Source organism: Pseudomonas sp. P42, from assembly GCF_017973755.1.
In the GTDB taxonomy this organism is placed as follows: Bacteria; Pseudomonadota; Gammaproteobacteria; order Pseudomonadales; family Pseudomonadaceae; genus Aquipseudomonas; species Aquipseudomonas iridis.
The window spans coordinates 75,650-100,061 of the sequence record NZ_JACOPU010000006.1 but is presented as its reverse complement, the minus strand read 5'-3'; the positions used below and the strand labels follow the sequence as shown (position 1 = coordinate 100,061).

At 60.6% G+C, this 24,412-nt stretch carries 18 protein-coding genes and 1 pseudogene; all 19 read left to right on the top strand.

Annotation, left to right across the window (positions count from 1 at the left end; translation table 11 throughout):
- The first annotated feature begins 37 nt into the window (after nt 1–37).
- Nucleotides 38–484, top strand: coding sequence for a DUF411 domain-containing protein (locus tag H8B20_RS19915; RefSeq protein WP_150596301.1), 447 nt, complete (start codon nt 38–40; stop codon nt 482–484).
- On the top strand, nt 484–918 hold the full coding sequence (locus H8B20_RS19910) for a YqaA family protein (RefSeq protein ID WP_210624302.1): 435 nt from the start codon (nt 484–486) through the stop codon (nt 916–918). Before H8B20_RS19915 ends, H8B20_RS19910 begins: the two co-directional genes overlap by 1 nt.
- Nucleotides 919–1,004: 86 nt before the next feature.
- Nucleotides 1,005–2,054: an alpha/beta fold hydrolase gene (locus H8B20_RS19905; protein WP_210624301.1), complete on the top strand. Its 1,050-nt coding sequence runs from the start codon at nt 1,005–1,007 to the stop codon at nt 2,052–2,054.
- A gap of 13 nt (nt 2,055–2,067) precedes the next feature.
- The gene (locus H8B20_RS19900) at nt 2,068–3,021 is read left to right on the top strand and encodes a D-2-hydroxyacid dehydrogenase family protein (protein ID WP_210624300.1); all 954 of its coding nucleotides are present in this window, start codon (nt 2,068–2,070) and stop codon (nt 3,019–3,021) included.
- A 583-nt stretch (nt 3,022–3,604) separates the two neighbouring features.
- The gene (glgA, locus tag H8B20_RS19895; RefSeq protein WP_210624299.1) at nt 3,605–5,191 is read left to right on the top strand and encodes a glycogen synthase GlgA; all 1,587 of its coding nucleotides are present in this window, start codon (nt 3,605–3,607) and stop codon (nt 5,189–5,191) included.
- An 18-nt stretch (nt 5,192–5,209) separates the two neighbouring features.
- Nucleotides 5,210–7,012, top strand: a complete 1,803-nt coding sequence (gene treZ, locus H8B20_RS19890) for a malto-oligosyltrehalose trehalohydrolase (protein ID WP_210624298.1) — start codon at nt 5,210–5,212, stop codon at nt 7,010–7,012.
- A complete protein-coding gene (gene malQ / locus H8B20_RS19885) occupies nt 7,009–9,087 on the top strand; it encodes a 4-alpha-glucanotransferase (RefSeq protein WP_210624297.1) in 2,079 nt (692 codons plus the stop codon). The genes treZ and malQ overlap by 4 nt, the downstream gene beginning before the upstream one ends.
- Complete coding sequence (locus H8B20_RS19880; RefSeq protein WP_210624296.1) at nt 9,084–11,852, top strand: malto-oligosyltrehalose synthase; 2,769 nt, start codon at nt 9,084–9,086, stop codon at nt 11,850–11,852. Before malQ ends, H8B20_RS19880 begins: the two co-directional genes overlap by 4 nt.
- A gap of 27 nt (nt 11,853–11,879) precedes the next feature.
- Entirely contained in the window at nt 11,880–12,209 is a 330-nt protein-coding gene (locus H8B20_RS19875; RefSeq protein ID WP_210624295.1) for a DUF2934 domain-containing protein, read from the top strand.
- A 223-nt stretch (nt 12,210–12,432) separates the two neighbouring features.
- Nucleotides 12,433–14,592, top strand: a complete 2,160-nt coding sequence (gene glgX, locus H8B20_RS19870; RefSeq protein ID WP_042559006.1) for a glycogen debranching protein GlgX — start codon at nt 12,433–12,435, stop codon at nt 14,590–14,592.
- A gap of 1 nt (nt 14,593) precedes the next feature.
- Nucleotides 14,594–15,592 (top strand): acyl-CoA dehydrogenase family protein, encoded by a 999-nt coding sequence (locus tag H8B20_RS19865; RefSeq protein ID WP_210624294.1) that lies wholly within the window; start codon nt 14,594–14,596, stop codon nt 15,590–15,592.
- The gene (locus tag H8B20_RS19860; protein ID WP_210624293.1) at nt 15,589–16,359 is read left to right on the top strand and encodes a PIG-L deacetylase family protein; all 771 of its coding nucleotides are present in this window, start codon (nt 15,589–15,591) and stop codon (nt 16,357–16,359) included. Before H8B20_RS19865 ends, H8B20_RS19860 begins: the two co-directional genes overlap by 4 nt.
- On the top strand, nt 16,356–16,955 hold the full coding sequence (locus tag H8B20_RS19855) for an SAM-dependent methyltransferase (RefSeq protein ID WP_210624292.1): 600 nt from the start codon (nt 16,356–16,358) through the stop codon (nt 16,953–16,955). Before H8B20_RS19860 ends, H8B20_RS19855 begins: the two co-directional genes overlap by 4 nt.
- The gene (locus tag H8B20_RS19850; protein WP_042559002.1) at nt 16,952–17,638 is read left to right on the top strand and encodes a glycosyltransferase family 2 protein; all 687 of its coding nucleotides are present in this window, start codon (nt 16,952–16,954) and stop codon (nt 17,636–17,638) included. Before H8B20_RS19855 ends, H8B20_RS19850 begins: the two co-directional genes overlap by 4 nt.
- Before the next feature lie 155 nt (nt 17,639–17,793).
- Nucleotides 17,794–18,552, top strand: a complete 759-nt coding sequence (locus tag H8B20_RS19845) for a PIG-L deacetylase family protein (RefSeq protein WP_210624291.1) — start codon at nt 17,794–17,796, stop codon at nt 18,550–18,552.
- Between the two features lie 400 nt (nt 18,553–18,952).
- Nucleotides 18,953–19,307: pseudogene (locus tag H8B20_RS19835) on the top strand (DUF6124 family protein); the annotation flags it as partial.
- A gap of 131 nt (nt 19,308–19,438) precedes the next feature.
- Complete coding sequence (locus tag H8B20_RS19830; protein WP_210624289.1) at nt 19,439–20,221, top strand: endonuclease/exonuclease/phosphatase family protein; 783 nt, start codon at nt 19,439–19,441, stop codon at nt 20,219–20,221.
- Between the two features lie 199 nt (nt 20,222–20,420).
- On the top strand, nt 20,421–23,000 hold the full coding sequence (locus H8B20_RS19825) for an autotransporter family protein (protein WP_210624288.1): 2,580 nt from the start codon (nt 20,421–20,423) through the stop codon (nt 22,998–23,000).
- 320 nt (nt 23,001–23,320) lie between these two features.
- Nucleotides 23,321–24,391: an autotransporter domain-containing protein gene (locus H8B20_RS19820; RefSeq protein WP_210624287.1), complete on the top strand. Its 1,071-nt coding sequence runs from the start codon at nt 23,321–23,323 to the stop codon at nt 24,389–24,391.
- Nucleotides 24,392–24,412 lie beyond the last annotated feature (21 nt).

Genomic DNA, 24,412 nt, shown 5'->3' with positions numbered 1-24,412 from the left:
CGTTCTTTTTGACCGCCACCCGAGTCGAGAGTCCGTCATGCGAACCCACCTGCGTCTGGTCGCCCTGAGCGCCCTGTTCATCTCCTCCCTGGCCCAGGCTGCCGACCTGATTCCCATCGAAGTCCATCGCGACGCCAATTGCGGCTGCTGCAAGAAATGGATCAGCCACCTAGAAGCCAACGGTTTCAAAGTCGAAGATCACGTTGAAACCGACATGAGCAGCTTCAAGCAACAACACGGCGTGCCGCCACGGCTTGCCTCATGCCACACCGCAATCATCAACGGCAAATTTGTCGAAGGCCATGTCCCGGCGGAGCAAGTGCTGGCCCTGAGCAAGCGTGACGATCTGCTGGGTGTTGCCGCACCGGGCATGCCGATGGGCTCGCCGGGCATGGAAATGGACGGCATGAGCGATGCTTATCAGGTGATTGGTCTGAAAAAGGACGGCGCTGACGTCGTAGTGGCGGACTACCCGGCCCGTTGATGGGCGCGGCTTACGCAGGACTTTTCTTTGCCGCCTTCGGCGCCGCGACGTTGCTGCCACTCCAATCCGAAGCCTTGCTGGTCGGATTGATCGTCAGCGACCGTTACTGGCTATGGGGATTGTTGGCGGTGGCGACGGTGGGCAATGTGCTCGGCTCGCTGGTCAACTGGTGGCTGGGTTGCAGGCTTGAGCGATTTAAGGATCGGCGCTGGTTTCCGGTCAGCGCCAGACACATGGAAACCGCACGCAAGCACTATGAAAGATACGGCCATTGGTCACTGCTGCTCAGTTGGTTGCCGATTATTGGCGATCCGCTGACGTTGGTTGCCGGGGTGATGCGCGAGCCGCTCGGGCGCTTCCTGTTGATCGTCACCCTCGCCAAAGGCGCGCGGTATGGCGTGCTGGCCATGCTGACGCTGGGCTGGATCGGTTGAACCATCATCGCCGCACATTGCCTGTGTTTAACGTCGCCCTAATCCCGCCGTTCCAGCATCGGCCGATTTCAATGGAGTTAGCCCTTATGTCTGTCACGTTATCCCGTTGGCTGCCCGGCCTGTTCCTGACTGCCGCCCTGCCGCTGTTTGCCCATGGCGCCACGCAAACGACAGCCCCCGCCGAAGGTCCGGCGTATGGGCCACAGCTGCAAGGCTTCGAATACCCCTACACGCTTAAACACTTCGATTTCCAGTCTCAGGGCAAAACCCTGCAGATGGGTTACATGGATGTCGCTGCCCTCGGCAAGGCCAACGGTCGCACCGTGGTGCTGATGCACGGCAAGAATTTTTGCGCAGCCACCTGGGACAGTTCGATCCAGGCCCTGAGCGAGGCCGGTTACCGTGTGATCGCGCCAGATCAGATCGGCTTCTGCACCTCCAGCAAACCGGACAACTATCAATACAGCTTCCAGCAACTGGCAACCAATACCCAGCAATTGCTCAAAGCGCTCGGCATTCAGAAAGCCACCCTGCTTGGTCATTCCACTGGCGGCATGCTCGCCACGCGTTACGCGCTGCTGTTCCCGGAGCAGGTCGACCATTTGGCACTGGTCAACCCGATTGGTCTGGAAGACTGGAAAGCCCTCGGCGTGCCGTATCGTACGGTGGATCAGTGGTACCAACGGGAGTTGAAAGTTACCGCCCAGGGCATTCGCGACTACGAGCGCACGACTTACTACGATGGCCGCTGGAAACCTGAGTTCGACCGCTGGGTCGACATGCTCGCCGGCCTGAGTAAAGGCCCGGGCAAGACCCAGGTGGCGTGGAACTCGGCGCTGATCTACGACATGATTTTCACCCAGCCGGTGTACTACGAGTTCAAGGACTTGAAGATGCCGACACTGTTGCTGATCGGCACCTCCGACACCACGGCCATCGGCAAGGACCTCGCGCCACCTGAGGTGAAAGCGAAAATCGGTCACTATGAGGTGCTTGGTAAACAGGTCGCCAAACTGATCCCGCAGTCGACTCTGGTTGAATTCCCCGGCATGGGCCACGCGCCGCAGATGGAAGAGCCGGCGAAGTTTCACCAGGCCCTGCTCGGCTGGCTGAACAAAACCAATCCCGTTGATTGATGAGGTAGGGCTGATGGCGGTACAGATTGCGGTGATTGATGACTGGCAGGACGTGGCGCGGGACGTGGTCGACTGGTCGGTCCTCGATGGCATCGGTGAGGTGACGTTCGAGCACGATTACCCGGCGGACAATGCCACGCTGGCCAAACGTCTGGGCAAGTACTCAGTGATCTGCGTGATGCGCGAACGCACGCGTTTTGACGAAGACCTGCTCAAGCGTTTGCCCAATCTCAAGTTGTTGGTGACCGGCGGTATGCGCAACGCCGCGCTGGACATGCAAGCCGCAGCGGCGCTGGGCATCAGGATCTGCGGCACCGACAGCTACAAACACGCCGCGCCGGAACTGACCTGGACACTGATCATGGCCGCCACGCGCAACCTGCTCAATGAAACCAACGCATTGCGCGCAGGCGTGTGGCAACAAGGCCTTGGCGGCGATTTGCATGGCAAGACGCTGGGCATCCTCGGCTTGGGCAGCATCGGGCAACGGGTGGCGCAGTTCGGGCAGGTATTTGGCATGCGCGTTATCGCCTGGAGCGAAAACCTCACGGCCGAGCGCGCGCAACAAGCCGGTGTGACCTATGTCAGCAAGCAACAATTGTTTGAACAGGCGGACGTGCTGTCCGTGCATCTGGTGCTCAGCGACCGCAGTCGTGGGCTGGTCAATGCGCAGGCATTGGCCTGGATGAAGTCGACTGCGCTGTTGGTGAACACCGCCCGCGGCCCGATTGTCGATGAAGCAGCGCTGATCAAGGCCTTGCAGAAACAACAGCTCGGCGGCGCGGCGCTGGATGTGTTCGATCAGGAGCCGCTGCCAGCGCTGCACCCGTTTCGCACACTCGACAATGTGCTGGCGACCCCGCATGTGGGGTATGTGAGTCGGCAGAATTATCAGCAATTCTTTTCGCAAATGATCGAGGATATTCAGGCTTGGACGGCGGGCGACTCAATACGTCTGCTCAACTGAGCCCCCCTGTAGGAGCTGCCGCAGGCTGCGATCTTATGATTTTGAACCCGGATACAAGGATCAAAAGATCGCAGCCTTCGGCGGTTCCTACATAGGGCAAGGTGATCGGCTTATCAACAAACTCCCCGCACCACAACAGTGCGCTCATCTTCCTCGCTAGCACGAAAACGTGACCGCTCGGTCACCGTTTTGACCCCACCAGGCAAAAAAACCTGCCCTTCGTCGGTGCGTTTCCCTCTCCATACCTTCACTCGCAACACCACGTAACCGATTGTCGAACAATTTACCCATTTGCTCTGGCCCGCTCTAGGATCTGGCCTAGACTCATTTTCGCGGGGTAAAAACTGTCGGTCACAAACTCGAAAAAAAGTCGAAACTTTTGCTGGGCCCGGCGGGTCATCTCAAAGGTAGGGCTGAAGCGAGTGGTGCAATCCTTGCAATGGCCTCTCCACCCATTCTGCTTTGCGCGTGTTGGGTAGCGTTTGCTCCCCACTGCGCGGTGCGTTTGCGCCCGGCCACAGGATTTGGCCATGAACATCGTTTGTTTGAGACAAGAATCAGATCAAAAACACGGGAGATTCATATGATCAGTGCGGCATTGGACATTCAGGGAGAACGTGCTCAGCAGTCGATAGGCGAAGCGAGCACCGTCAGCATTCCCGGCAGCCGGTCGATCAACGTCCCGAGCAGCAAAACACTGACACCGGTAGCCAGTCAGAATCCCAACAAGAAAAAAGTATTGTTCGTGACCTCGGAAATCGCCGATCTGGTGAAGACCGGCGGCCTGGGTGACGTGTCCGCCGCCCTGCCTCGCGCCATGGCGCATCTGCACGACGTCCGGGTGTTGATCCCCGGTTACCCGCAGGTGATGCACAGCGAGAACCCTATCCATATCATCGGCGAACTCGGCGGTCATGCAGCGCTGCCGCCGTGCCAGATCGGGCGCATGGACATGCCCGACGGGCTGGTGATCTACGTGTTGATCTGCCCTGAACTCTACGAGCGTGAAGGCTCGCCCTACGGCGCCAACAACGGCCGCGACTGGCCGGACAACCACATTCGCTTCGCACGTCTGGGCCTGGCCGCTGCCGATATCGCCGCCAACCTCGCGCAAATTCACTGGTGCCCGGACCTGGTGCACGCCCACGATTGGCCGGCTGGCCTGGCGCCTGCTTACATGCACTGGCGCGGTCAGCGTACGCCAACCCTGTTCACCATCCACAACCTGGCTTATCAAGGCGTGACCAGCCTGGGCTCGTGCCCTGAACTCGGCATCCCGAACCATGCCCTGCAACAGGAAGGCATGGAGTTCTACGGCAAGATGTCGTTCCTCAAGGCCGGCATGGCTTATTCGAGCCACATCACCACGGTCAGCGCGACCTACGCGCAGGAAATCACCACCCCGGATTTCGGCTGCGGTCTCGACGGTTTTCTCGCCGCCAAAACCCAGCAAGGTTTGCTCAGTGGCATTCCCAACGGCATCGATGAAAGCTGGGATGCCGCAACCGACCCGCACCTGTTCGCGCCGTTCGCCATCGGCGACTGGGAAGGCAAAGCGGTCAATGCCGCGCACGTTCGCCAATTGTTTGGCCTGAAAGACTCCACTGGCCCGCTGTTCGCTGTGGTTTCGCGCCTTGTTTATCAGAAAGGCCTGGACCTGACCGAGGCTGTCTCCGAGTACATCGTGCAGAACGGTGGGCAGATCGCAATCATCGGACGTGGCGAACCGGAAGAAGAACAGGCCATGCGTGAACTGGCGTTGCGCTTCCCGGGCCAGATCGGTGTGCGCATCGGCTTCAACGAAACTGACGCACGCCGCATGTTTGCCGGCAGCGACTTCCTGTTGATGCCTTCGCGTTATGAGCCTTGTGGCCTGAGCCAGATGTATGCGCAGCGCTTTGGTTCGCTGCCCGTAGCGCGCAATACCGGGGGTCTGGCCGACACCATTGAAAATGGCATGACCGGGTTCCTCTTCGACGAATCCACGCCTGAAAGCTATCGCGAAGCGCTGAGCCGGGCGTTCAAGGTTTTCGCTTTCCCTGAACTGCTCAACGCCATGCGTTGCCGCGCTATGGCTGCGCCGTTCAACTGGTGCAAAGCGGTCGAACCGTACGCTGAACTTTACGAAAAACTGGTCGCCAAGGCACTGGGTAAGGCTCACCACAAATAAGCAGGGAGTTTTTTAACGATGCCGTTACGGACCCAAGAGAACTGGCCCCACGGCGCGATCAAGCTGGACGCCGAACACACACAATTTGCGCTGTGGGCACCTGACGCGTTTTACGTCAGTGTAGAACTGGACAATGGAGAGTCGCTGCCGATGCTGCCTCAGGCAGACGGCTGGTTTGTGGTCAAGACCCGCTGTCCGGCGGGTACTCGCTACCGTTACAACATCGATGGCGAGCTGGAGGTGCCCGACCCGGCCTCCAGAGCTCAGGACGGTGACATCGATCGCCACAGCGTGGTGGTCGACCCTCTCGCCTATCAATGGCGACACCTGGCCTGGCACGGTCGCCCCTGGCACGAGGCGGTGATTTACGAACTGCACGTTGGCGCGCTCGGCGGCTTTGCGGCAGTTGAAACGCATCTCGCGCGACTGGCCGAAATGGGCATTACTGCTATCGAACTGATGCCGATTGCGCAGTATCCCGGCGATCGCAATTGGGGCTACGACGGCGTCTTGCACTACGCACCGCAAGCGTCCTACGGCACGCCCGAACAGCTCAAACACCTGATCGATACCGCCCACGGCCATGGTCTGGCGGTGATTCTCGACGTGGTCTACAACCATTTCGGACCCGACGGCAATTATCTCAACCGTTATGCCAAAGGTTTTTTCCGCGAGGACAAGCACACGCCTTGGGGCGCCGGAATCGACTTCCGTCGCCTGGAAATCCGTGATTTTTTCATTGAAAACGCTTTGATGTGGCTGCTGGAATACCGCTTCGACGGGTTACGCCTGGACGCGGTGCATGCCATTGAAGACCCGCAATTCCTGCGCGAACTGGCGCGACGCATCCGCCAGCAGGTCGATCCTTCCCGGCACGTCTGGCTGACCGTGGAGAACGAATTCAACCAGTCGAGCCTGCTCGAAGAGGACTACGACGCGCAGTGGAACGACGATGGGCATAACGCGCTGCACGTGCTGCTGACCGGCGAAACCGATGCGTATTACGCCGATTACGCGCTGCAGCCAACCGAGCAACTTGTGCGCTGCCTGAGCCAGGGCTTCGTGTTTCAGGGCCACATCACCCGCCATGGCGAGCCTCGGGGTGAACCGAGCGAACATCTTCCGTCGACCGCTTTCGTGCTGTTCTTGCAGAACCATGACCAGATCGGCAACCGTGCCTTTGGCGAACGCCTGCATCAACTGGCCGACCCTCGAGCCTTGCAGGCCGCGACCGTGTTGCTGCTGTTGTCGCCAATGATTCCGCTGATGTTCATGGGCGACGAGTTCGCCGCCGAACAGCCGTTCCTGTTTTTCACCAGCCATCATGGCGAACTGGCGGAGCTGGTGCGCGAAGGCCGGCGCAATGAATTCGCCGCGTTCAGCGCCTTCGCCGATCCGCATAAACGCGAGCAGATTCCCGATCCCAATGCCGAGCAAACCTTCCACGCCTCGCAGCCACAGCTGATAGACGGCGGCACCGCGCAACAGCAGGAAACCCTCGCGCTGTACCGGCAACTTCTGCAATTGCGCCATCAGCACATCATTCCGCACCTCAGTGGCACACAGGCCCTTGGCGCGCAAATGCTGGGTTATGCGGCCGTCAGTGCGCGCTGGCGCCTGGGCGATGGCAGTGAGCTGCGAATCGACCTGAACCTCAGCGATACCGCAGTGGTCAACCCTCCACGGACCGGCGCGGTGTGGCTGTTTCAAAAGCCACCCGCCGTCGAACTGTCGGATGAAGGCCTGCTGCCACCGTATTGCGCGCTCGTCAGCCTCACGGCCGCAACCCCCTTGCAACCTCTGAATGGAGAGCGCCTATGAGCGATGCGCAACTGGAAATTCTTGCCAGCCGAGCCGGCCTTGCCGTCGACTGGATTGACGCCAACGGGCGGCCACAAAAAGTCGCCCCGGCGGTGCTGCGCAATGTTCTGATCGGCCTAGGCCACCCCGCCAGCACGGCGCTGGAAATCGACGCCAGCCTGCTTGAATTGCAAAAAGTCCAGCAAGACCGCCATCTGCCCCCGCTGCTGACCAGTGACGTGGGCGTCAGCGTTGACCTGGCCCGCTTTTTCAAACCCGAGACGCCGTGTGAAATCCACCTTGAAGACGGTTCGCGGATGAACCTGAAACTCGATTCCGAAGCCATGCTGCCTGGCGTGGTCCCGGTCGGCTATCAGCAAGTGCACATTGACGATCAGTACTTCACGCTGGCCGTGGCGCCGGAACGTTGCTTCAGTGTCGGCGACGCGGTCGACAACCCGCTCCCCCGCGCCTGGGGTCTGAGCGTGCAGTTATATGGCCTGCGTCGGGCTGGCGACGGCGGTTTCGGTGATACTCAGGCCCTGGAAGAACTGGCCAGGGTCGCCGGCGAGCGCGGTGCCGATGCATTGGCGATCAGCCCGATGCACGCGATGTTCAGCGCCGACACCGGGCGATACAGCCCTTATTCGCCTTCCAGTCGCTTGTTTCTGAATTCCCTGTATGCCGCCCCCGGCGCGATTCTCGGCGAACGCGCCCTGCGCGATGCTATCGACAGCGCAGGCCTGGCGGCGCAGTTCGCGCAACTCGAAGACCTGAAACTGGTCGATTGGCCGACCGCCGCCGACGCCAAACAAAAACTGCTGCAAGCCTTGTATGAAGGCTTTGTCGCTGGCGACCATCCGTTGCACCCCGACTTCGCCAGTTTCCGTCACGCCGGTGGTGATGCGCTGGAAAACCACTGCCGCTTTGAAGCCATTCAGGAAATGCGCGCCGCCCGTGGCGAGAGCCTTGACTGGCGCGAATGGCCCGAGCACTGGCACGACCCGCGTGGCGCTGCCCTCGGAGCATTCGCCGAAGAGTATGCCGAGCGCATCGGCTACTTCGCCTTTTGCCAATGGCTGATCCACCGCTGCCTGGAACGCGCCCAAACCGCTGCGCGCAGTGCAGGCATGGGTATTGGCCTGATCGCCGACCTGGCGGTCGGTGCCGATGGCGGTGGCAGTCAGGCCTGGAGTTTTCAGGATGAGCTGCTCGCCTCGCTGACCGTTGGCGCGCCGCCCGACATCCTCAATCGTTCCGGTCAGGGTTGGGGGATTTCCGCATTTTCTCCCGAAGGTCTGATTCGCAATGGCTTTCGTGCATTCATCGAAATGCTCCGTGCCAACTTCGCCCATGCCGGCGGCCTGCGCATCGACCATGTCATGGGCCTGCAGCGGTTGTGGGTGATTCCCAATGGATCGGCGCCGGCCGACGGTGCGTACCTCTATTACCCGGTGGATGATTTGCTGCGTTTGCTCACCCTTGAGTCGCACCGCCATCAAGCCATCGTGCTCGGTGAAGACCTCGGTACCGTGCCCGACGGCCTGCAGGAAAAACTCATCGCCCGCTCCATACTTGGTATGCGAGTGCTGTTGTTCGAACAGAACAACACCCATTTCAAACCGATTCTCGACTGGCCGGACAACGCACTGGCGACTACCAGCACCCACGACCTGCCGACGCTCAACGGCTGGTGGCATGGCCGCGATATCGACTGGAACGCCCGCTTGGGTTTTGTCGATGCCAATGGCGAAATCGAATGGCGTCGCTACCGCCAGCGTGAGCGCGAAGGCTTGCGCGGTGCCTTGAGTCAGGACCCGCAGAATTTTCGCGAAGAGTCCCACGAAGCCGATCAAATTGTCGACGCCGCCGTGCGTTACCTCGGCCATACCCGAGCACCGCTGGTGCTGCTGCCGCTGGAGGATGCGCTGGGCATCGACGAGCAAGCCAATCTGCCGGGCACCATTGACACGCACCCGAACTGGTCGCGGCGATTGCCCGGCAACAGCGAAGCATTGCTTGAGGGTGCGGATGCCGCGCGGCGTCTGGAACTCTTGGCGTGCGCGCGCCTGCAAGCTGCCGAGCGTGACCAATGAACCAAGCGAACATCCAAGCGTTGCGCGCCACCCTGCGACTGCAATTTCATAAAGGCTTCACCCTCGAACAAGCCGTGCCACTGGTGCCGTACTTTGCCCGCCTCGGCATCAGCCACATTTATGCCTCGCCACTGCTCGCCGCGCGCGCCGGTTCGATGCACGGCTATGACGTGGTCGACCCGACACAAGTCAATCCGGAACTGGGTGGCGAGCCTGCGCTGCGCCGTTTGGTCAGTACCCTGCGCGAACACGGCATGGGGCTGATCCTCGACATCGTCTCCAACCACATGGCGGTCGGCGGCAACGACAATCCGTGGTGGCTGGATTTGCTGGAGTGGGGGCGTCTGAGCCCTTACGGCGAGTTCTTCGACATTCAGTGGCACTCGCCGGACCCATTGATGGAAGGCCAGTTGCTGTTGCCGTTTCTGGGCAGTGATTACGGTGTCGCGCTGCAAGAGGGCACGCTCAAGCTGCAGTTCAATGCGCAAACCGGCGGCTTTTATGTCGAGCACTATGACCATCATTTCCCGATCTGCCCGAACGATTACGGCGAGCTGCTCACATCCGAAGAAGCGCTGAAATCCCTGGCCGATCGTTTCAGCTCACTCAGCTACCAGACCGATGCCCATTCGCTGGCCATGCCTCTGAAAGAAGAGCTCCGGCAATTGGCAAGCGAGCCGCAGATTGTCGCAGCCATTGGCAGCAATCTGGCGCATTACGACTCCACCACCGAAGAAGGTTTCCAAAAGCTGCATCAGTTGTTGGAACGCCAGAGTTATCGCCTGGCCAGTTGGCGCACGGCGGCGGATGACATCAACTGGCGGCGCTTCTTCGACATCAACGAACTGGGCGGTTTGCGCGTCGAACGTCCGGCGGTCTTCGAAGCGACTCACGGCAAAATCTTCCAGTTGATCGCCGAAGGTTTGGTGGATGGCCTGCGCATCGACCATATCGACGGCCTCGCCGACCCGCGTGGTTATTGCCGCAAACTGCGCCGCCGTGTCGATCTGCTCGCGCCGGGGCGTCATTTGCCGATCTACATCGAGAAGATCCTCGGTGCCGGCGAAACCCCGCGCCGCGACTGGGCGGTGGATGGCACCACCGGTTACGAGTTCATGAATCAACTGTCGCTGCTGCAACACAACCCCGACGGTGAACACGTGCTCGGCGACTTGTGGCAACGCCGCACCGAGCGCCCTGCCGCGTTCATCGAAGAGGCGCAACTGGCGCGTCAGCAGATCCTCAACGGCTCGCTGGCCAGCGATTGCGAAAGTGTCGCGCAGGCGTTACTGCAAGTGGCCCGCGATGACTTGATGACCCGCGACCTGACCCTCGGCTCGATCCGCCGGGTCTTGCAGGCGTTGATCGTGCACTTCCCGGTCTATCGCACCTACATCAGCGCGATGGGCCGTTCCGCCCAGGATGAGGTGTTTTTCCAGCAGGCCATGGACGGTGCGCGGCAGACCCTCGGCGAAGGCGACTGGCCGGTGCTCGACTGCGTCGCGGCCTGGCTCGGTGGCACGCCGTGGCGGCAGAAGCCGCGCGGGCGTTCACGCAAGATCCTCAAGCACGCTTGCGTACGCTTCCAGCAACTGACTTCACCGGCAGCCGCCAAAGCTGTGGAAGACACGGCGCTGTATCGTTCGGCCGTGTTGTTGTCGCGCAATGACGTCGGCTACAACACCGAACAGTTCAGCGCACCGGTCAGCGATTTCCACGAGATCAATCAGCAGCGTCTGGAGCAGTTCCCCGACAACCTGCTGGCCACCGCCACCCACGATCACAAACGCGGCGAAGACACCCGCGCGCGCCTCGCTGTTCTCAGCGAGCGCAGCCACTGGTACGCCGAACAGATCGAACTGTGGCGCGCCCTCGCCCGCCCGGTGCGCAGTGACGATCAAATGCCTTCGACCGGCGATGAGCTGATTCTCTATCAAGCCCTGCTCGGCAGTTGGCCGCTGGATCTGCACGATGGCGATCAGGCCGGATTGGCTGACTACGCCAAACGCATCTGGCAGTGGCAACAGAAAGCGTTGCGCGAAGCCAAGCTGCAAAGCAGTTGGAGCGCTCCCAATGAAGCCTATGAAAACGCCGCGCAGTCGTTCACCGAAAAACTGCTCACTGGCGAAGAAGGCGAACTGCTGCGAGCGGCCCTGCACAAGACCGTCCACAGCATCGCCGCCGCCGGCGCGCTCAATAGCTTGGCGCAGACTTTGCTGCGCATGACCGTGCCGGGTGTACCGGATTTGTATCAGGGCAACGAGTTCTGGGACTTCAGCCTGGTCGATCCGGACAATCGTCGGCCGGTGGATTACGCCGCTCGCGAGCACGCCCTGGAAGCAGCGTTACCGGTCGGGGAGTGGCTGCACGATTGGCGTGACGGGCGCATCAAGCAGGCCTTGATTGCTCAGGTACTGAACCTGCGCGTCGAGCATGCCGAGTTGTTCCGCCGCGGCTCGTATCAGGCCCTGGAGGTGCTGGGCAGCCAAGCGCACAACGTGCTCGCCTTTGTCCGCGAACATGCAGGGCTGCAAGCTATCGTCATCGTGCCGATTCGCTGCGCGAGCTTGCTGGAAAACAGTGCTGTACCGCAGGTCGATGCGCTGCGCTGGGGCGATACGCGAGTGGTTTTACCGTTCGCCGCCTCTGACACAAACCTGAAGGGACTTTTTGCAACCCGCGCAGTCACAAAAAACAGGGAGTTGAAAGTCAGCGACGCGCTGGGGGATGTCCCGGTCAATCTCTATATCCAACACTTAACCTAAGCGTGAGTTCAGTTCAGGAGTATTGCGATGAGTACCGACGATAAACGCATTCGCGAGTTCGCCTATCAGATCTGGGAATCTGAAGGTCAGCCGCAAGGCCAGGAAGAACGCCACTGGGAGATGGCGCGCAAACTGGCCGAGGCCGAAGCACTGGCGCCGAAAAAATCGCCCAAGGCTGCCGGCAGTAAAACCGCTGGCAAGTCTGCAACCACCAAGACAGCAGACAGCAAAACCGCAGCGGCAAAACCTAAAACGGCGTCCAAGGCCAAGCCTGCAAGCGCTGCCTCGGTGATCCCGCCGGGCGAAAAAGCCGCCGAGAAAAAACCGCGAGCCGCACGCAAGCCCCAGGCGAACTGACGCTCTTCCGAGTATTGAACTGAACGACTGTGTGGCGAGCGTGCTCGCCACCGAGGGCTCATTCGCCCTGAAAAAAGCACACAAACACCTGTGGGAGCGAGCCTGCTCGCGAAGACGTCGGTACATCCGACATCGCTGTTAGCTGACCTACCGCCTTCGCGAGCAGACTCGCTCCCACAGGGGCTTGTGTAAAACGAACTACCCGAATTTTGCAGGAGCAATCATGACCCGTCCAAATAAAGCCGAGCCCGCCACACACGCCGAACCATCGAGAATTCGTGAGGGTCTGCCCTTCCCGCTCGGCGCGACCTGGGATGGCTTGGGGGTGAACTTTGCCCTGTTCTCCGCCAACGCCACCAAGGTTGAACTGTGCATCTTCGATGATGCCGGCGAAGTCGAACTCGAACGCATCGAACTCCCGGAATACACCGACGAGATTTATCACGGTTACCTGCCCGATGCGCACCCAGGGATGATCTACGGCTACCGCGTTTATGGCGCGTATGACCCCGCCAACGGCCACCGCTTCAACCACAACAAACTACTGATCGACCCCTACGCCAAGCAATTGGTTGGCGAACTCAAATGGTCGGAAGCGCTGTTCGGCTACACCATCGGCCACCCTGACGCCGACCTCAGTTTCGACGAACGCGACAGTGCGCCATTTGTACCCAAGTGCAAGGTCATCGATCCGGCGCACACCTGGGGCAACGACCAGCGCGTCAGCGTGCCGTGGGACAAAACCATCATCTATGAGACCCATGTGCGCGGCATCAGCATGCGGCACCCATCGGTTCCGGAAAATGTGCGCGGCACCTTCGCCGGTTTGATGAATGACGATGTGCTCAAGCACATTCGCAGCGTCGGGGTGTCGTCGGTGGAGTTGCTGCCGATCCACGCTTTCGTCAACGACCAGCATCTGCTGCACAAGGGCATGACCAATTACTGGGGTTATAACAGCATTGCGTTCTTCGCCCCGGACCCGCGCTATCTGGCCAGCGGCAAGATCGCCGAGTTCAAGGAGATGGTCGCGCACCTGCACGAAGCCAACCTCGAAGTCATCCTCGATGTGGTCTACAACCACACCGCCGAGGGCAATGAGCAAGGCCCGACCCTGTCGATGCGCGGTATCGACAACGCGTCGTACTACCGCTTGATGCCGGATGACAAACGCTATTACATCAACGATTCCGGCACCGGCAACACTCTGGACCTGAGTCACCCGTGTGTATTGCAGATGGTCACCGACTCGCTGCGTTATTGGGCCAGTGAAATGCATGTCGACGGTTTCCGCTTCGACCTGGCGACCATTCTCGGTCGCTATCACGACGGGTTTGACGAGCGTCACAGCTTCCTCGTGGCCTGCCGTCAGGACCCTGTGCTGCGTCAGGTGAAAATGATCGCCGAACCTTGGGACTGCGGCCCGGGCGGTTATCAGGTCGGTAACTTCCCGCCGGGCTGGGTCGAGTGGAACGACAAGTTCCGCGACACCGTGCGTGCGTTCTGGAAAGGTGACGACGGCCAGGTAGCCGACTTCGCCGCCCGCATGACCGCATCCGGCGAGATGTTCAACCAGCGTGGACGGCGGCCGTATTCGTCGGTGAACTTCATCACCGCCCACGACGGCTTCACCCTCAATGACCTGGTGTCGTACAACGACAAGCACAACGAGGCCAACGACGAGAACAATCAGGACGGCAGTAATAACAACCTGTCGTGGAACCATGGCGTCGAAGGCCCGACCGACGATCCCGAGATCAATGCCCTGCGTCATCGGCAGATGCGTAACTTCTTCGCCACCCTGCTGCTGTCCCAAGGCACACCGATGATCGTCGCCGGTGACGAATTCGCGCGGACTCAGGACGGCAACAACAACGCATATTGCCAGGACAGCGAAATCGGCTGGGTCAATTGGGACCTGAGCGAGGACGGCAAAGCCCTGCTGAAATTCGTCAAACGTCTGATCAAGTTGCGCCTTGCTTACCCGATCCTGCGCCGTGGCCGTTTCCTGGTTGGCGAATACAACGAAGACATCGGCGTCAAGGACGTGACCTGGCTGGCACCCGATGCCACCGAGATGACCACCGAACATTGGCACGACGCCAATAACCGTTGTCTGGGCATGCTGCTCGATGGCCGCGCGCAGGAAACCGGCATCCGCCGCAAGGGCGCCGATGCGACCCTGCTGCTGGTGGTCAACGCCCACCACGACGTCGTCAACTTCACCTTGCCGGAAGTGCCTGAGGGCAGTTTCTGGACGTGCATGATCGACACCAATCAGCCGTCGATCCGTGGTCAGGAACGATTCGACTTCGGCCACGAGTACTCGGTCACCGGGCGTTCGCTGCTGCTGTTTGAACTGCAACGTGATGAAGAAGATTGATATGGACTTGCAAAACTATCTCGCCCGCCGCCCCCCGGACTACAGCGATACCGTAGCGCTGGGTGGTTGCTTGCGGGCGATGGTCGAGGCAGGGCTCGACCGCTTGCCGCTACCGGGCAGCGGTCACACGCTGCAGCGGTGGCAGCATCTGGCCACTGTCAGCGGCCACGATCTGGGGCTGTGCAAACTCTATGAAGGCCACACCGACGCACTGGCAATCATCGAGCAACTGGGCGGTTCGCCGACGCCGGGCAGCACGTGGGGCATGTGGGCGGCAGAACCGCCGCAGGCGCGGGTGCAAGTGAGACCCGCCGGTCACTTGGTCACGTTGCATGGACGCAAGGCCTGGTGTTCTGGCGCCGCCGTTCTCAGCCATGCGCTGCTTACTGCGTGGGACGCCGATGATCAACAGCAACTGGTTGCGGTCGCACTCGATCAACCGGGCGTGACCATCACCGATCAAGGCTGGCAAGCGGTTGGCATGGGCGCCACCGGTAGCGTCGAAGTATTATTCGACGGCGCCGAAGCCCAGGCCATTGGCAATCCCGGCGACTACCTGCAACGTCCAGGGTTTTGGCAGGGCGGGATCGGCATCGCCGCCTGCTGGTATGGCGCGGCACGGCAGATTGCCGAAGTGTTGCGCCAACAGTGCACGCAACGACAGGAACCACACGCCCTCGCCCACCTCGGCGCGGTCGATACGGCGTTGCAGGCGGCTGCCGATGTGTTGCGTTTCAGCGCCTTGCACATCGATGCGCATCCGCAAGAGAGCGCCGAACTCCTCGCCCGTCGCGCCCGCGCCGTGGTCGAACAGTCGGCTGAGCAGGTGATTCGCGAAGCTGGCCGCGCGCTGGGCGCCGGGCCGTATTGCAAGGATCGGCATTTCGCCCGCCTCATCGCCGACTTGCCCGTGTTCCTGCGGCAAAGCCACGCCGAACGCGACCTCGCCGCCCTCGGCCAAATAGTTGCCGCGCAATCTGCTGAGGCCTGGACGCTATGAACGCCGCGCAGAAAGACAATCCGATCGTGGGTCACGGCACGTCCCTGCAGCAATGGCAGAACTCGCGGCATCTGGCGGAACTGGACAGCATCGATATCCTCGAGCTTGTGCCTGCGGGCGCCCGGGCGGTGATCATTGCACCGCACCCGGACGATGAAGTGCTGGGCTGCGGCGGCATGTTGCAACTGCTTGCCGCCGCCGACCGTCCAGTGCAACTGATCTCGGTCACCGACGGCTGCGCCAGTCACCCCGGCTCGGAGCGCTGGCCGGTGGAGCGTTTGAGCGTGATTCGTCCGCAAGAGTCCGCCGAAGCCTTGCGCCGGCTCGGCATGCCGATGCATCAACTGAAATGGCTGCGCGGTGGTTTCGCCGACACCCAGGTGGCCGCTCAGGAGCCTGCATTGAGCGACTTTATCGAGCGCTATCTACGTCCCGGCGATGTGGTGTTTACCACTTGGCGTGAAGACGGCCATTGCGACCACGAAGCCGTCGGCCGCGCCAGTGCCGACGCTGCGCGCAGGGTCGGGGCAAGCTGCCACGAACTGCCCGTGTGGACGTGGCACTGGGCAACCCCCGAAGACGCGGTCGTGCCGTGGCAACGAGCACGCAAGATTCTGCTGACGCCCGAACAAGTCGCACGCAAACGCCACGCAGTGCAGGCCTTTGCGAGTCAACTGGAAGGTGATCCCGCCGCCGGACTCGCCCCGGTCCTCGCGCCGCATATTCTCGAGCGTCTACTCCAACCCTTCGAAGTGGTGTTCTTATGAGCGTCGAGGATCGATATTTCGAAGGCCTGTTCGCAGGCAACGATGACCCTTGGGCCTTCCGCGAACGCTGGTATGAACAGCGCAAACGCGCTATTACCCTCGCGGCGTTGCCTCGAGCGCACTATCGGGCGATTTTCGAACCGGGCTGTGCCAACGGCGAGTTGAGCGCAGAACTGGCCAGCCGTTGTGACCGACTGTTGTGCTGTGACACGGCAAGTGCTGCGGTGAAACTGGCGCGAACCCGATTGGGCTTGTTTGATCACGCCGAAGTCCGCCAGAGCCGCTTGCCCGGCGACTGGCCGGAGGAAAAATTCGACCTGATTGTATTTAGCGAAATCGGTTACTACCTCGATGGCAAGGATCTGACAGAAGTGATCCGTCGGATCAGCGATTCACTGACGGCCGACGGGCAATTGCTGGCCTGTCACTGGCGCCCGCCCATTGAAGGCTGCCCGCTGAACGCGAGGCAGGTTCACGATCTGATTCACGAACAATTGCGGCTGCCGCGTGTGGCGCTGCACCAGGAGTCGGACTTCATTCTCGAGGTGTGGAGCCGCGAACCGCGCTCGGTGGCGGCATTGGAGGGCTTGCGATGATTGGCATTCTGATCCCGGCGCACAACGAAGAAGACCTGCTCGACGAATGCCTGAGTGCGGCCATACGCGCCAGCCAGCACGGTTTGCTCGCTGGTGAGCGAGTCGAAGTGCTGGTGGTGCTCGACAGCTGCACTGATCGCTCGGCGCAAATCGTCAGCCGCTACCCAGTGCAGAGTCTGCACATTGAGGCCCGCAACGTCGGCCAGGCCCGCGCCGCCGGTGCCCAACTGTTACTGGAGCGCGGCGCGCGCTGGATCTCCTGCTCGGATGCTGACAGCCGGGTCGCCGATGACTGGCTGGTGGCTCAACTCGGGCTGGGCGCGGACGCGGTGTGCGGCACGGTCACCGTTGAGCGCTGGCATGAGTCGTTCGATGAAGCGGCGCAAATCCACTATCACCGAAACTATCGGGCCTGCGATGGTCATCGGCATATCCACGGCGCCAATCTGGGCATCAGCGCTGACGCCTATCGATGGGCCGGAGGCTTTAAACCGCTGGCGTGCGACGAAGATGTGCAACTGGTCCGGGAGCTGGAACTGGTCGGTGCCAACATCGCCTGGAGTCATCGCCCGCAGGTTCACACCAGCGCTCGCCTGGACAGTCGGGCCCGCGGCGGCTTTGGCGACTATCTGCGTCACCTGGCACAGTTGGACGCAAAAAAACCGGATCAGATTGATCTGTGACGCGACGAATCTGAATTCATGGGCAATACTCCTGTGCGCGGCAATCCAGGATTCGGAGCGCTGCCAGGCAATCAACCAGCCTTCAGGGGTCGACCACGTCGGATTTCATGACGGTGAGCGCGATCGAGGGCGAGACAAACAAGGACGTCACACCCATGAAACCGTTATCGCTAACTGAAGGTCCTTCGTCGGCGCAAATCTGGAATAGCGCGGCGCAACTCGACAATATTCCCATCATCAACACCCGCACCCTGGTGCCCACCGGCGCACGCGCGGTGATCATTGCGCCGCATCCCGGCGACGAAGTGGTGACCTGCGGCGGCCTGCTGCAATTACTCTCAAGCCTGGGTCATCCACTGCAGTTGCTTTCCATCACCGATGGCAGCGCCAGCCATCCCGGTTCGCGACAATGGTCGGAAAAACGCCTGAGCGTATTCCGCCCGCAGGAAAGCGTCGAAGCCCTGCGCCGCCTCGGCTTGCCGATGCACAGCCTGAAATGGGTGCGTGGTGGCTTCACCGACAACGCCCTGAGCGATCAGCACAGCCAGTTGACCGAGTTTATCGGCCGTTACCTGCGGCACGGCGACGTGGTGTTCAGCACTTGGCGCGGTGACGGCAACAATGACCATGAGGCAGTCGGTCGCGCCGCCGCCGAAGCCGCAGAACTGGCCGGGGCGACTTTCCACGAAGTACCGGTCTGTGCATGGCATTGGCCAGAGCGCGACCAGCAATTGATCCCCTGGCAGCGAGCTAGAAAACTGCGCCTCGACACCTGGACGGTCGCCCGCAAAAGCCACGCCACCCACGCTTACGCCAGCCAGCTCAAGGGCGAACCGGCACTCGGCATCGCCCCCATGCTGCCGCCGGTGATTCTTGAGCGGATGCGTTTGCCGTATGAGATTGTTTTCGTCTGAACTACCCGTGAGTCGCCGAAGGCGACGATTCTTGCTTTTAAACGGCCATGTTTAAAAGACACTTGCAGACACGGGTTCCAGGCTACAAATCCTTGCGCCTTTGCCTACAGCTACGCAAGAATCCGCCGGCTTGTGCGCTTTGGGCGGGATCTCTATCGTGGATCGGTCGCTGACGAATCAGCGATCGGGTTTAGCGATCCGGCACTTTACAGACGTCACAATGCCCAGCCTCAACTGCAGCTTCTGTCGTTCCTGCAATTGGCGTCATGGTGGCTGTGCGCGGGAAACCTTCGGGTCTACCCGGGGTTTCTGTGACCCGGATCGTTAACCTGCGTACAGCCGCCACCTTTACTTGTTTAGCGATGAGCCGTGGCGGCCTAATCAACCACGGAGCTTCACCATGATAAAACCCACGCCCAACCCACCCGAAACCGACCCCACCTCCCCCTACGAATCCCTTGATTCAAAAAAACTCAACGACGCCGCCGACCGCGCCCTCGATCACTACCTCTGCCCACCCGGCTTCACCCCCACCGCCACGTCAAACCCGCAGGATGTACGCCGTTACCGCGGATTTTAAAAACGAGGAGCTGCTGGTCGACGCCTGCGAACCACTCGCCTCGGCCAAAACCATCGCCCAAGACTTCGCCCGTCTCTTGCCAGCGTCACAGCGCCGGACGCTGTCGGGGATTGCGCAACTGATCATGCTGGGAGAGTTGGCGGTGAATCGCGTGCTGGATAGTCTGGAATTGCCGGGCTACGCCTTGGCACATCCCCCTCGCAACAGAATGGGGCAACTCCACCGGTGGGTGTGCGCATTCCGACGGAACTGCCACCCCCACCCATCAGTCGCATGAACAGGCACTCAGGATTCAGAGGAGTAACCGTGTCCAGCGATCCCCAGCCTCACCTCGTCGACGCACCCGCCATTCATCGTCTGCGGGTGCTGACGGTCAATACCCACAAGGGTTTTACCGCGTTCAACCGGCGTTTCATCCTGCCGGAATTGCGTGAAGCGGTACGCAGCACTTCGGCCGATCTGGTGTTTTTGCAGGAAGTAGTGGGTGAACACGAGCGGCATTCGAACCGCTACAACGAATGGCCACAAACGTCGCAATACGAATTTCTCGCCGACAGCATGTGGAGCGATTTCGCCTACGGGCGCAACGCGGTCTATCCCGACGGCCATCACGGCAATGCGTTGCTGTCGAAATACCCGATCCGCGAATACCGCAACCTCGACGTCTCGATCACCGGCCCCGAACGCCGTGGCCTATTGCACTGTGTGCTGGATGTGCCGGGGCACGCTGAAGTGCACGCGATCTGCGTGCACTTGAGTCTGCTCGAAAGCCATCGTCAATTGCAGCTGCAACTGCTCTGCCAGTTGCTCGAATCCCTTCCGGACGACGCACCGGTGATCATCGCTGGCGACTTCAACGATTGGCAGTTGCACGGCAACGCCGCCCTCGCCCGTCGTGAATATCTGCACGAAGCCTTTGAGCGCCACCACGGCCGCCCGGCAAAGACGTATCCGGCACGGTTTCCTTTGTTGCGTCTGGACCGGATCTACCTGCGCAACGCCAGCAGTCATGACCCTCAAATCCTTGGCAACAAGCCCTGGACACACCTGTCGGATCACCTGCCGCTGGCGGTTGAAGTGCATCTCTAGCATTACATTGTGCAGGACCGTTCGTCAGACATGCTGTCCGACGCCGGAAAAACCCTCTACACCTGTAAAGGCCAAGGACAGCACTTTCATAACGTTAGGGTTCAGATCTCACGTAGTTCATCAGCAGTTCAGAGGTTTTTTAGATCAGGCACCCATCCAAGGATTAATACCCACTGGTTCCTCCATGGAAATTGCCAACATGCGATCTATAAATTCTTTGAAGGCTTTGCCGCACACTTTACTGCTGCCCGCTTCCATCCTGCTGCTCGTCAGCCCGCCGGCCTGGTCCGCCTGCGTGTTGACGCCCGGCGCAGGTAACGATGCCTTCACCTGTGACAGCGGCACCAGCGGTTCACTGACCGACCTTGCGGGCAACAACATCCTGACTCTCCCCACCAATGGCACAGGCCGGATCAACGGCAGCGTGACCTTCGGCGATGGTGCCGACCGCGTCGACATACACTCCGGCGTCATCACCGGCGCCGTCGGCCAAGGCAATGGCATTGATGATTTCGTGATGTCCGGCGGTTCGATAGGCTCTTTGGCTCAGGGCGACGGTCGCGACACCTTCCTGATGACCGGCGGCACCATCGTCGGTGCTTTCGAGGACGGTGATGTCGCGCGCATGACCGGCGGCAGCATCGGCAGGGTCGACATGAAACTCGACAAAAATATTTTCGATCTGTCCGACGGGCAGATTATCGGCAACCTGGTGACTGGTTTTGACACCGACACCATCATCGTCTCCGGCGGGCGCGTTGGCGGCAATGTCAGTGTTAGCGGCGGCAACGACAGTATCACCGTGACCGGTGGTGAAATCGGCGGCGAGATCCGCGCCAGCACAGGCAATGACACCTTGCTGTGGGACGGCGCAGGCATTATCCGCTCGGCAATCCTTATGGACGCCGGCAATGACAGCGCCACATTGCGCAACCTTGACGACAGCATTCTCGCGCTGACTCCCAGCGTCAATGGCGGTGTCGGTACCGATGTGCTGACTTTCGACAATACGCGCACAGCCCTGCCCGCGCGGTTTATCAACTGGGAAACCGTCAATCTGAGTAACAGTTCGCAACTGGATCTGGGCGCGAGCAGCCTGGTACTGGGCGACGCCGGAACCGGCAGTGGCGTGCTGAATATCGATGCGAGCAGCGTTGTGCTCGCGACGCAAGGGGCTGTCGCTCCCGCAGTGGCCGGGCAAGCGGTGACGTTCAATAACGCTGGCACCATTGACCTCACCCGCAACAACAGCCGCACCGACGACACGCTCACGGTTCAGGGCAACTATGTCGGCAACAGCGGTCAGTTACTGTTGCAAAGTGTGGTGGCTGGCGATGATTCGCCGAGTGACAAACTGGTGGTCAACGACGGCAGCCTCGGCGGTGCCACGGTGATCAGCGTCAGTAACGTCGGCGGACTCGGCGCACTGACCCAGGCCAACGGCATCCAACTGGTGCAGGCGCAGGACAGCACGGTCAGTACCGATAACGCGTTTACCCTCAGTGGCCCGGTGTCTGCCGGCGCCTACGATTACTACTTGTTCAAGGGCGGCGTGACTGCCGGTACGCAGAACAGTTGGTACTTGCGCTCAGCTGTGGTTGCGCCGCAGGTGATCAGCGTGCCGAATCCCGATCCAGCGTTGCCGCCGATTCTGGTTCCGGTAGTGACCACCCCCGTCGCGGCGGCCATCACGCCTATTGCCAGCTCACCTGGCTTACCCGGCGAACCCGGCGAACCCGGCGAACTCGCGCCTAACCCGGCGCCACCGGCACTGGCGGCACTGCCTGTCCTGCCGGCGGCTGTGCCGGGTGCCGAGCCAATTCCTCTCTATCGTCCGGAAGTCCCGACCTGGTCGGTGCTGCCACCCGCTGCGGCGCAGTTGACGCTCAACGCACTGGGTACATTCCATGACCGCCAGGGCGATCAGCGCTTGCTCAGCGAGACCGGCGCCTTCGGTGCAGGTTGGGGTCGGGTTTATGGCAAAAACCTCGATCAGACCTGGGCCGGCACCGTCACGCCGCGCCTGGACGGCTCACTCAATGGTTTTCAGGTTGGCAACGACCTGTACAGCTCGCTGACCTCGGGTGGCCAGACCCAACGTCTCGGTTTCTTTGTTGGCCATAGCCGCTTGCAAGGTGATGTCGAAGGCTTCAATGAAGGTTTTCAGGACAACAGCGCCGGCAAGGTCAAACTTGAAGGCGACAGTTATGGCTTGTACTGGACGCTGACTGATCCGTATGGCTGGTACATCGACACGGTGGTGATGGGCACCCGCTTCGACGGCGACAGCCATTCCGACCGCGGTGTTGAACTGGACAATCGCGGGCATGCGCTGACGCTCTCGGCGGAAGCCGGTTATCCCTTTGCGCTCAACGACACCTGGGTAGTCGAACCGCAGGTGCAAGTCATCCACCAGAAAATCTCCCTCGACAGCCAGGACGATGGCATTTCCCGAGTGTCGTTCGACTCCGGCGACGCCTGGACCAGTCGCCTCGGCACGCGACTCAAGGGTCGCTATCAGGTCAGCGGTATGCCGCTGGAGCCGTATCTGCGTGCCAACCTGTGGCATACATTTTCCGGGACCGATTCGGTGACTTTCGACGACAGTGATGTGATCAGCACCGAGCAAAAATCCTCAACGGCGGATGTCGGGTTCGGTGTGGTGCTGACCCTCGACCGCGCAATGAGTGTCTACGCCAGCACCGATTACAGCCGCAATATTGACAGCAATGACTTGCACGGCATGTCGGGAAACATCGGAATTCGCATTAGCTGGTGAACCTTCCGTCGGTAAGAAAATGCTCTGGGCCGGCACTTTCATTACGTTTTTCTATGCAAACAACCACTTAGTTATGTGCAGAAAAACAAACGCTTGCGTCGGACAATTTGCCACTACCGCTCATCGTTCAATTTCTTGACGCGCGCCCTTCACTCTTCTTATCTCTACCTTACTACCCCCGGAATCCTAACCGGGGCAAGCCTACGGACTCTCGCGAAATCGAGCGCCCACGGTTTGCCTCGCTCCATTCGGTCGCCCCTCGTTCGGGGTAGGAGAGGCGCCACATCGAGATGCTGCATGCGCCCGCAAGGTAGACCTCCATGAAAACGTCAATCACCCCACACGAGATCAAAATCACTTTTTGCACAGTATCGAGTTCTATCTTGCTGTGCTCATCCATGGAGGCGCAGGCCGGTTCTGCGGCGGATGAAACGTCCCCTTGGTATCGAGAGAACGTCCCGGTGATGACCTTGCCCGCGACGGTGATCACCCCCGGTCCGCAACGCTTCAGCCAGCGCCCTGACCTGCAAGGCTCCCGCCTGATCACCGAAGACCTCGCGCCCGGAGTCTGGGAGCGGTTCTACGGCCAAAGCTCCCGCCAAGCGCAAATCGACGTGCTGTCATCAGGTTTCGCAGTACCCGGCGGTGGCCATTCAAAAGGTCCTGCAATCCTGACACTGCAAAGCGGCAGCGGCGCCACCCAGACCATCGGTTTGATTGGCGGTGTCAACCAGATTCAGGCCAACGGCAACGGCCCGCTCACCAGTCGTGCCCTCGCCGACCCGTCCACCGTCACCCTGAATCTGGAGGGCCAGAGCCTCGGCGCCTATTACAGCCTGACGGGGGCGCAAGGCTGGCACGTCGACCTCTCGGCGAGCGGCGGGCGAGTCAGTGGATTCAGTCGCAACCAACAAGGTGCGCGGCAAGCCACCGAAGGCAGCGCGATCACCTTCTCGGTCGAGGGCGGCTACCCGATTGGCTTGAGCGAAAACTGGGTGGTCGAACCGCAGGCGCAACTGATCAATCAGCGCATCACCCTGGACACACCGTCAGCAGGCTCCGGCAATGCGTCGTCAAGCGACCTGACCTCATGGAGCGGTCGCGTCGGCGCACGGTTGAAAGGCAGTTATGACTTGAACGGTTTGCCGGTCGAACCCTATGTGCGGACCAATCTGTGGCACACGGTGTATACCGGCAGCACGGTGACCCTGGACCAGGTCGACAAAATCAGCAGCAGTCGCAAGTCATCAACTGTGGAATTGGGACTGGGACTGGTGGCACGGGTGACACCCGTGGTCAGCCTGTACGTCAGCGCCGATTACAGCAGTGACGTCGATGACAATGATTTGAATGGGCTGATAGGCAGTTTGGGTGTGCGGATGCGTTGGTGATCTTCGGATCACCAAAGATCC

Bases quoted from the DNA above. Each gene is read 5' to 3' on its own strand.
- H8B20_RS19880 (WP_210624296.1), top strand. From the start codon at position 9,084: ATGAACCAAGCGAACATCCAAGCGTTGCGCGCCACCCTGCGACTGCAA.
- H8B20_RS19860 (WP_210624293.1), top strand. From the start codon at position 15,589: ATGAACGCCGCGCAGAAAGACAATCCGATCGTGGGTCACGGCACGTCC.
- H8B20_RS19845 (WP_210624291.1), top strand. From the start codon at position 17,794: ATGAAACCGTTATCGCTAACTGAAGGTCCTTCGTCGGCGCAAATCTGG.
- H8B20_RS19825 (WP_210624288.1), top strand. From the start codon at position 20,421: ATGCGATCTATAAATTCTTTGAAGGCTTTGCCGCACACTTTACTGCTG.
- glgA (WP_210624299.1), top strand. From the start codon at position 3,605: ATGATCAGTGCGGCATTGGACATTCAGGGAGAACGTGCTCAGCAGTCG.
- H8B20_RS19910 (WP_210624302.1), top strand. From the start codon at position 484: ATGGGCGCGGCTTACGCAGGACTTTTCTTTGCCGCCTTCGGCGCCGCG.
- H8B20_RS19875 (WP_210624295.1), top strand. From the start codon at position 11,880: ATGAGTACCGACGATAAACGCATTCGCGAGTTCGCCTATCAGATCTGG.
- H8B20_RS19900 (WP_210624300.1), top strand. From the start codon at position 2,068: ATGGCGGTACAGATTGCGGTGATTGATGACTGGCAGGACGTGGCGCGG.
- malQ (WP_210624297.1), top strand. From the start codon at position 7,009: ATGAGCGATGCGCAACTGGAAATTCTTGCCAGCCGAGCCGGCCTTGCC.
- H8B20_RS19905 (WP_210624301.1), top strand. From the start codon at position 1,005: ATGTCTGTCACGTTATCCCGTTGGCTGCCCGGCCTGTTCCTGACTGCC.
- H8B20_RS19850 (WP_042559002.1), top strand. From the start codon at position 16,952: ATGATTGGCATTCTGATCCCGGCGCACAACGAAGAAGACCTGCTCGAC.
- H8B20_RS19865 (WP_210624294.1), top strand. From the start codon at position 14,594: ATGGACTTGCAAAACTATCTCGCCCGCCGCCCCCCGGACTACAGCGAT.
- treZ (WP_210624298.1), top strand. From the start codon at position 5,210: ATGCCGTTACGGACCCAAGAGAACTGGCCCCACGGCGCGATCAAGCTG.
- H8B20_RS19820 (WP_210624287.1), top strand. From the start codon at position 23,321: ATGAAAACGTCAATCACCCCACACGAGATCAAAATCACTTTTTGCACA.
- glgX (WP_042559006.1), top strand. From the start codon at position 12,433: ATGACCCGTCCAAATAAAGCCGAGCCCGCCACACACGCCGAACCATCG.
- H8B20_RS19855 (WP_210624292.1), top strand. From the start codon at position 16,356: ATGAGCGTCGAGGATCGATATTTCGAAGGCCTGTTCGCAGGCAACGAT.
- H8B20_RS19915 (WP_150596301.1), top strand. From the start codon at position 38: ATGCGAACCCACCTGCGTCTGGTCGCCCTGAGCGCCCTGTTCATCTCC.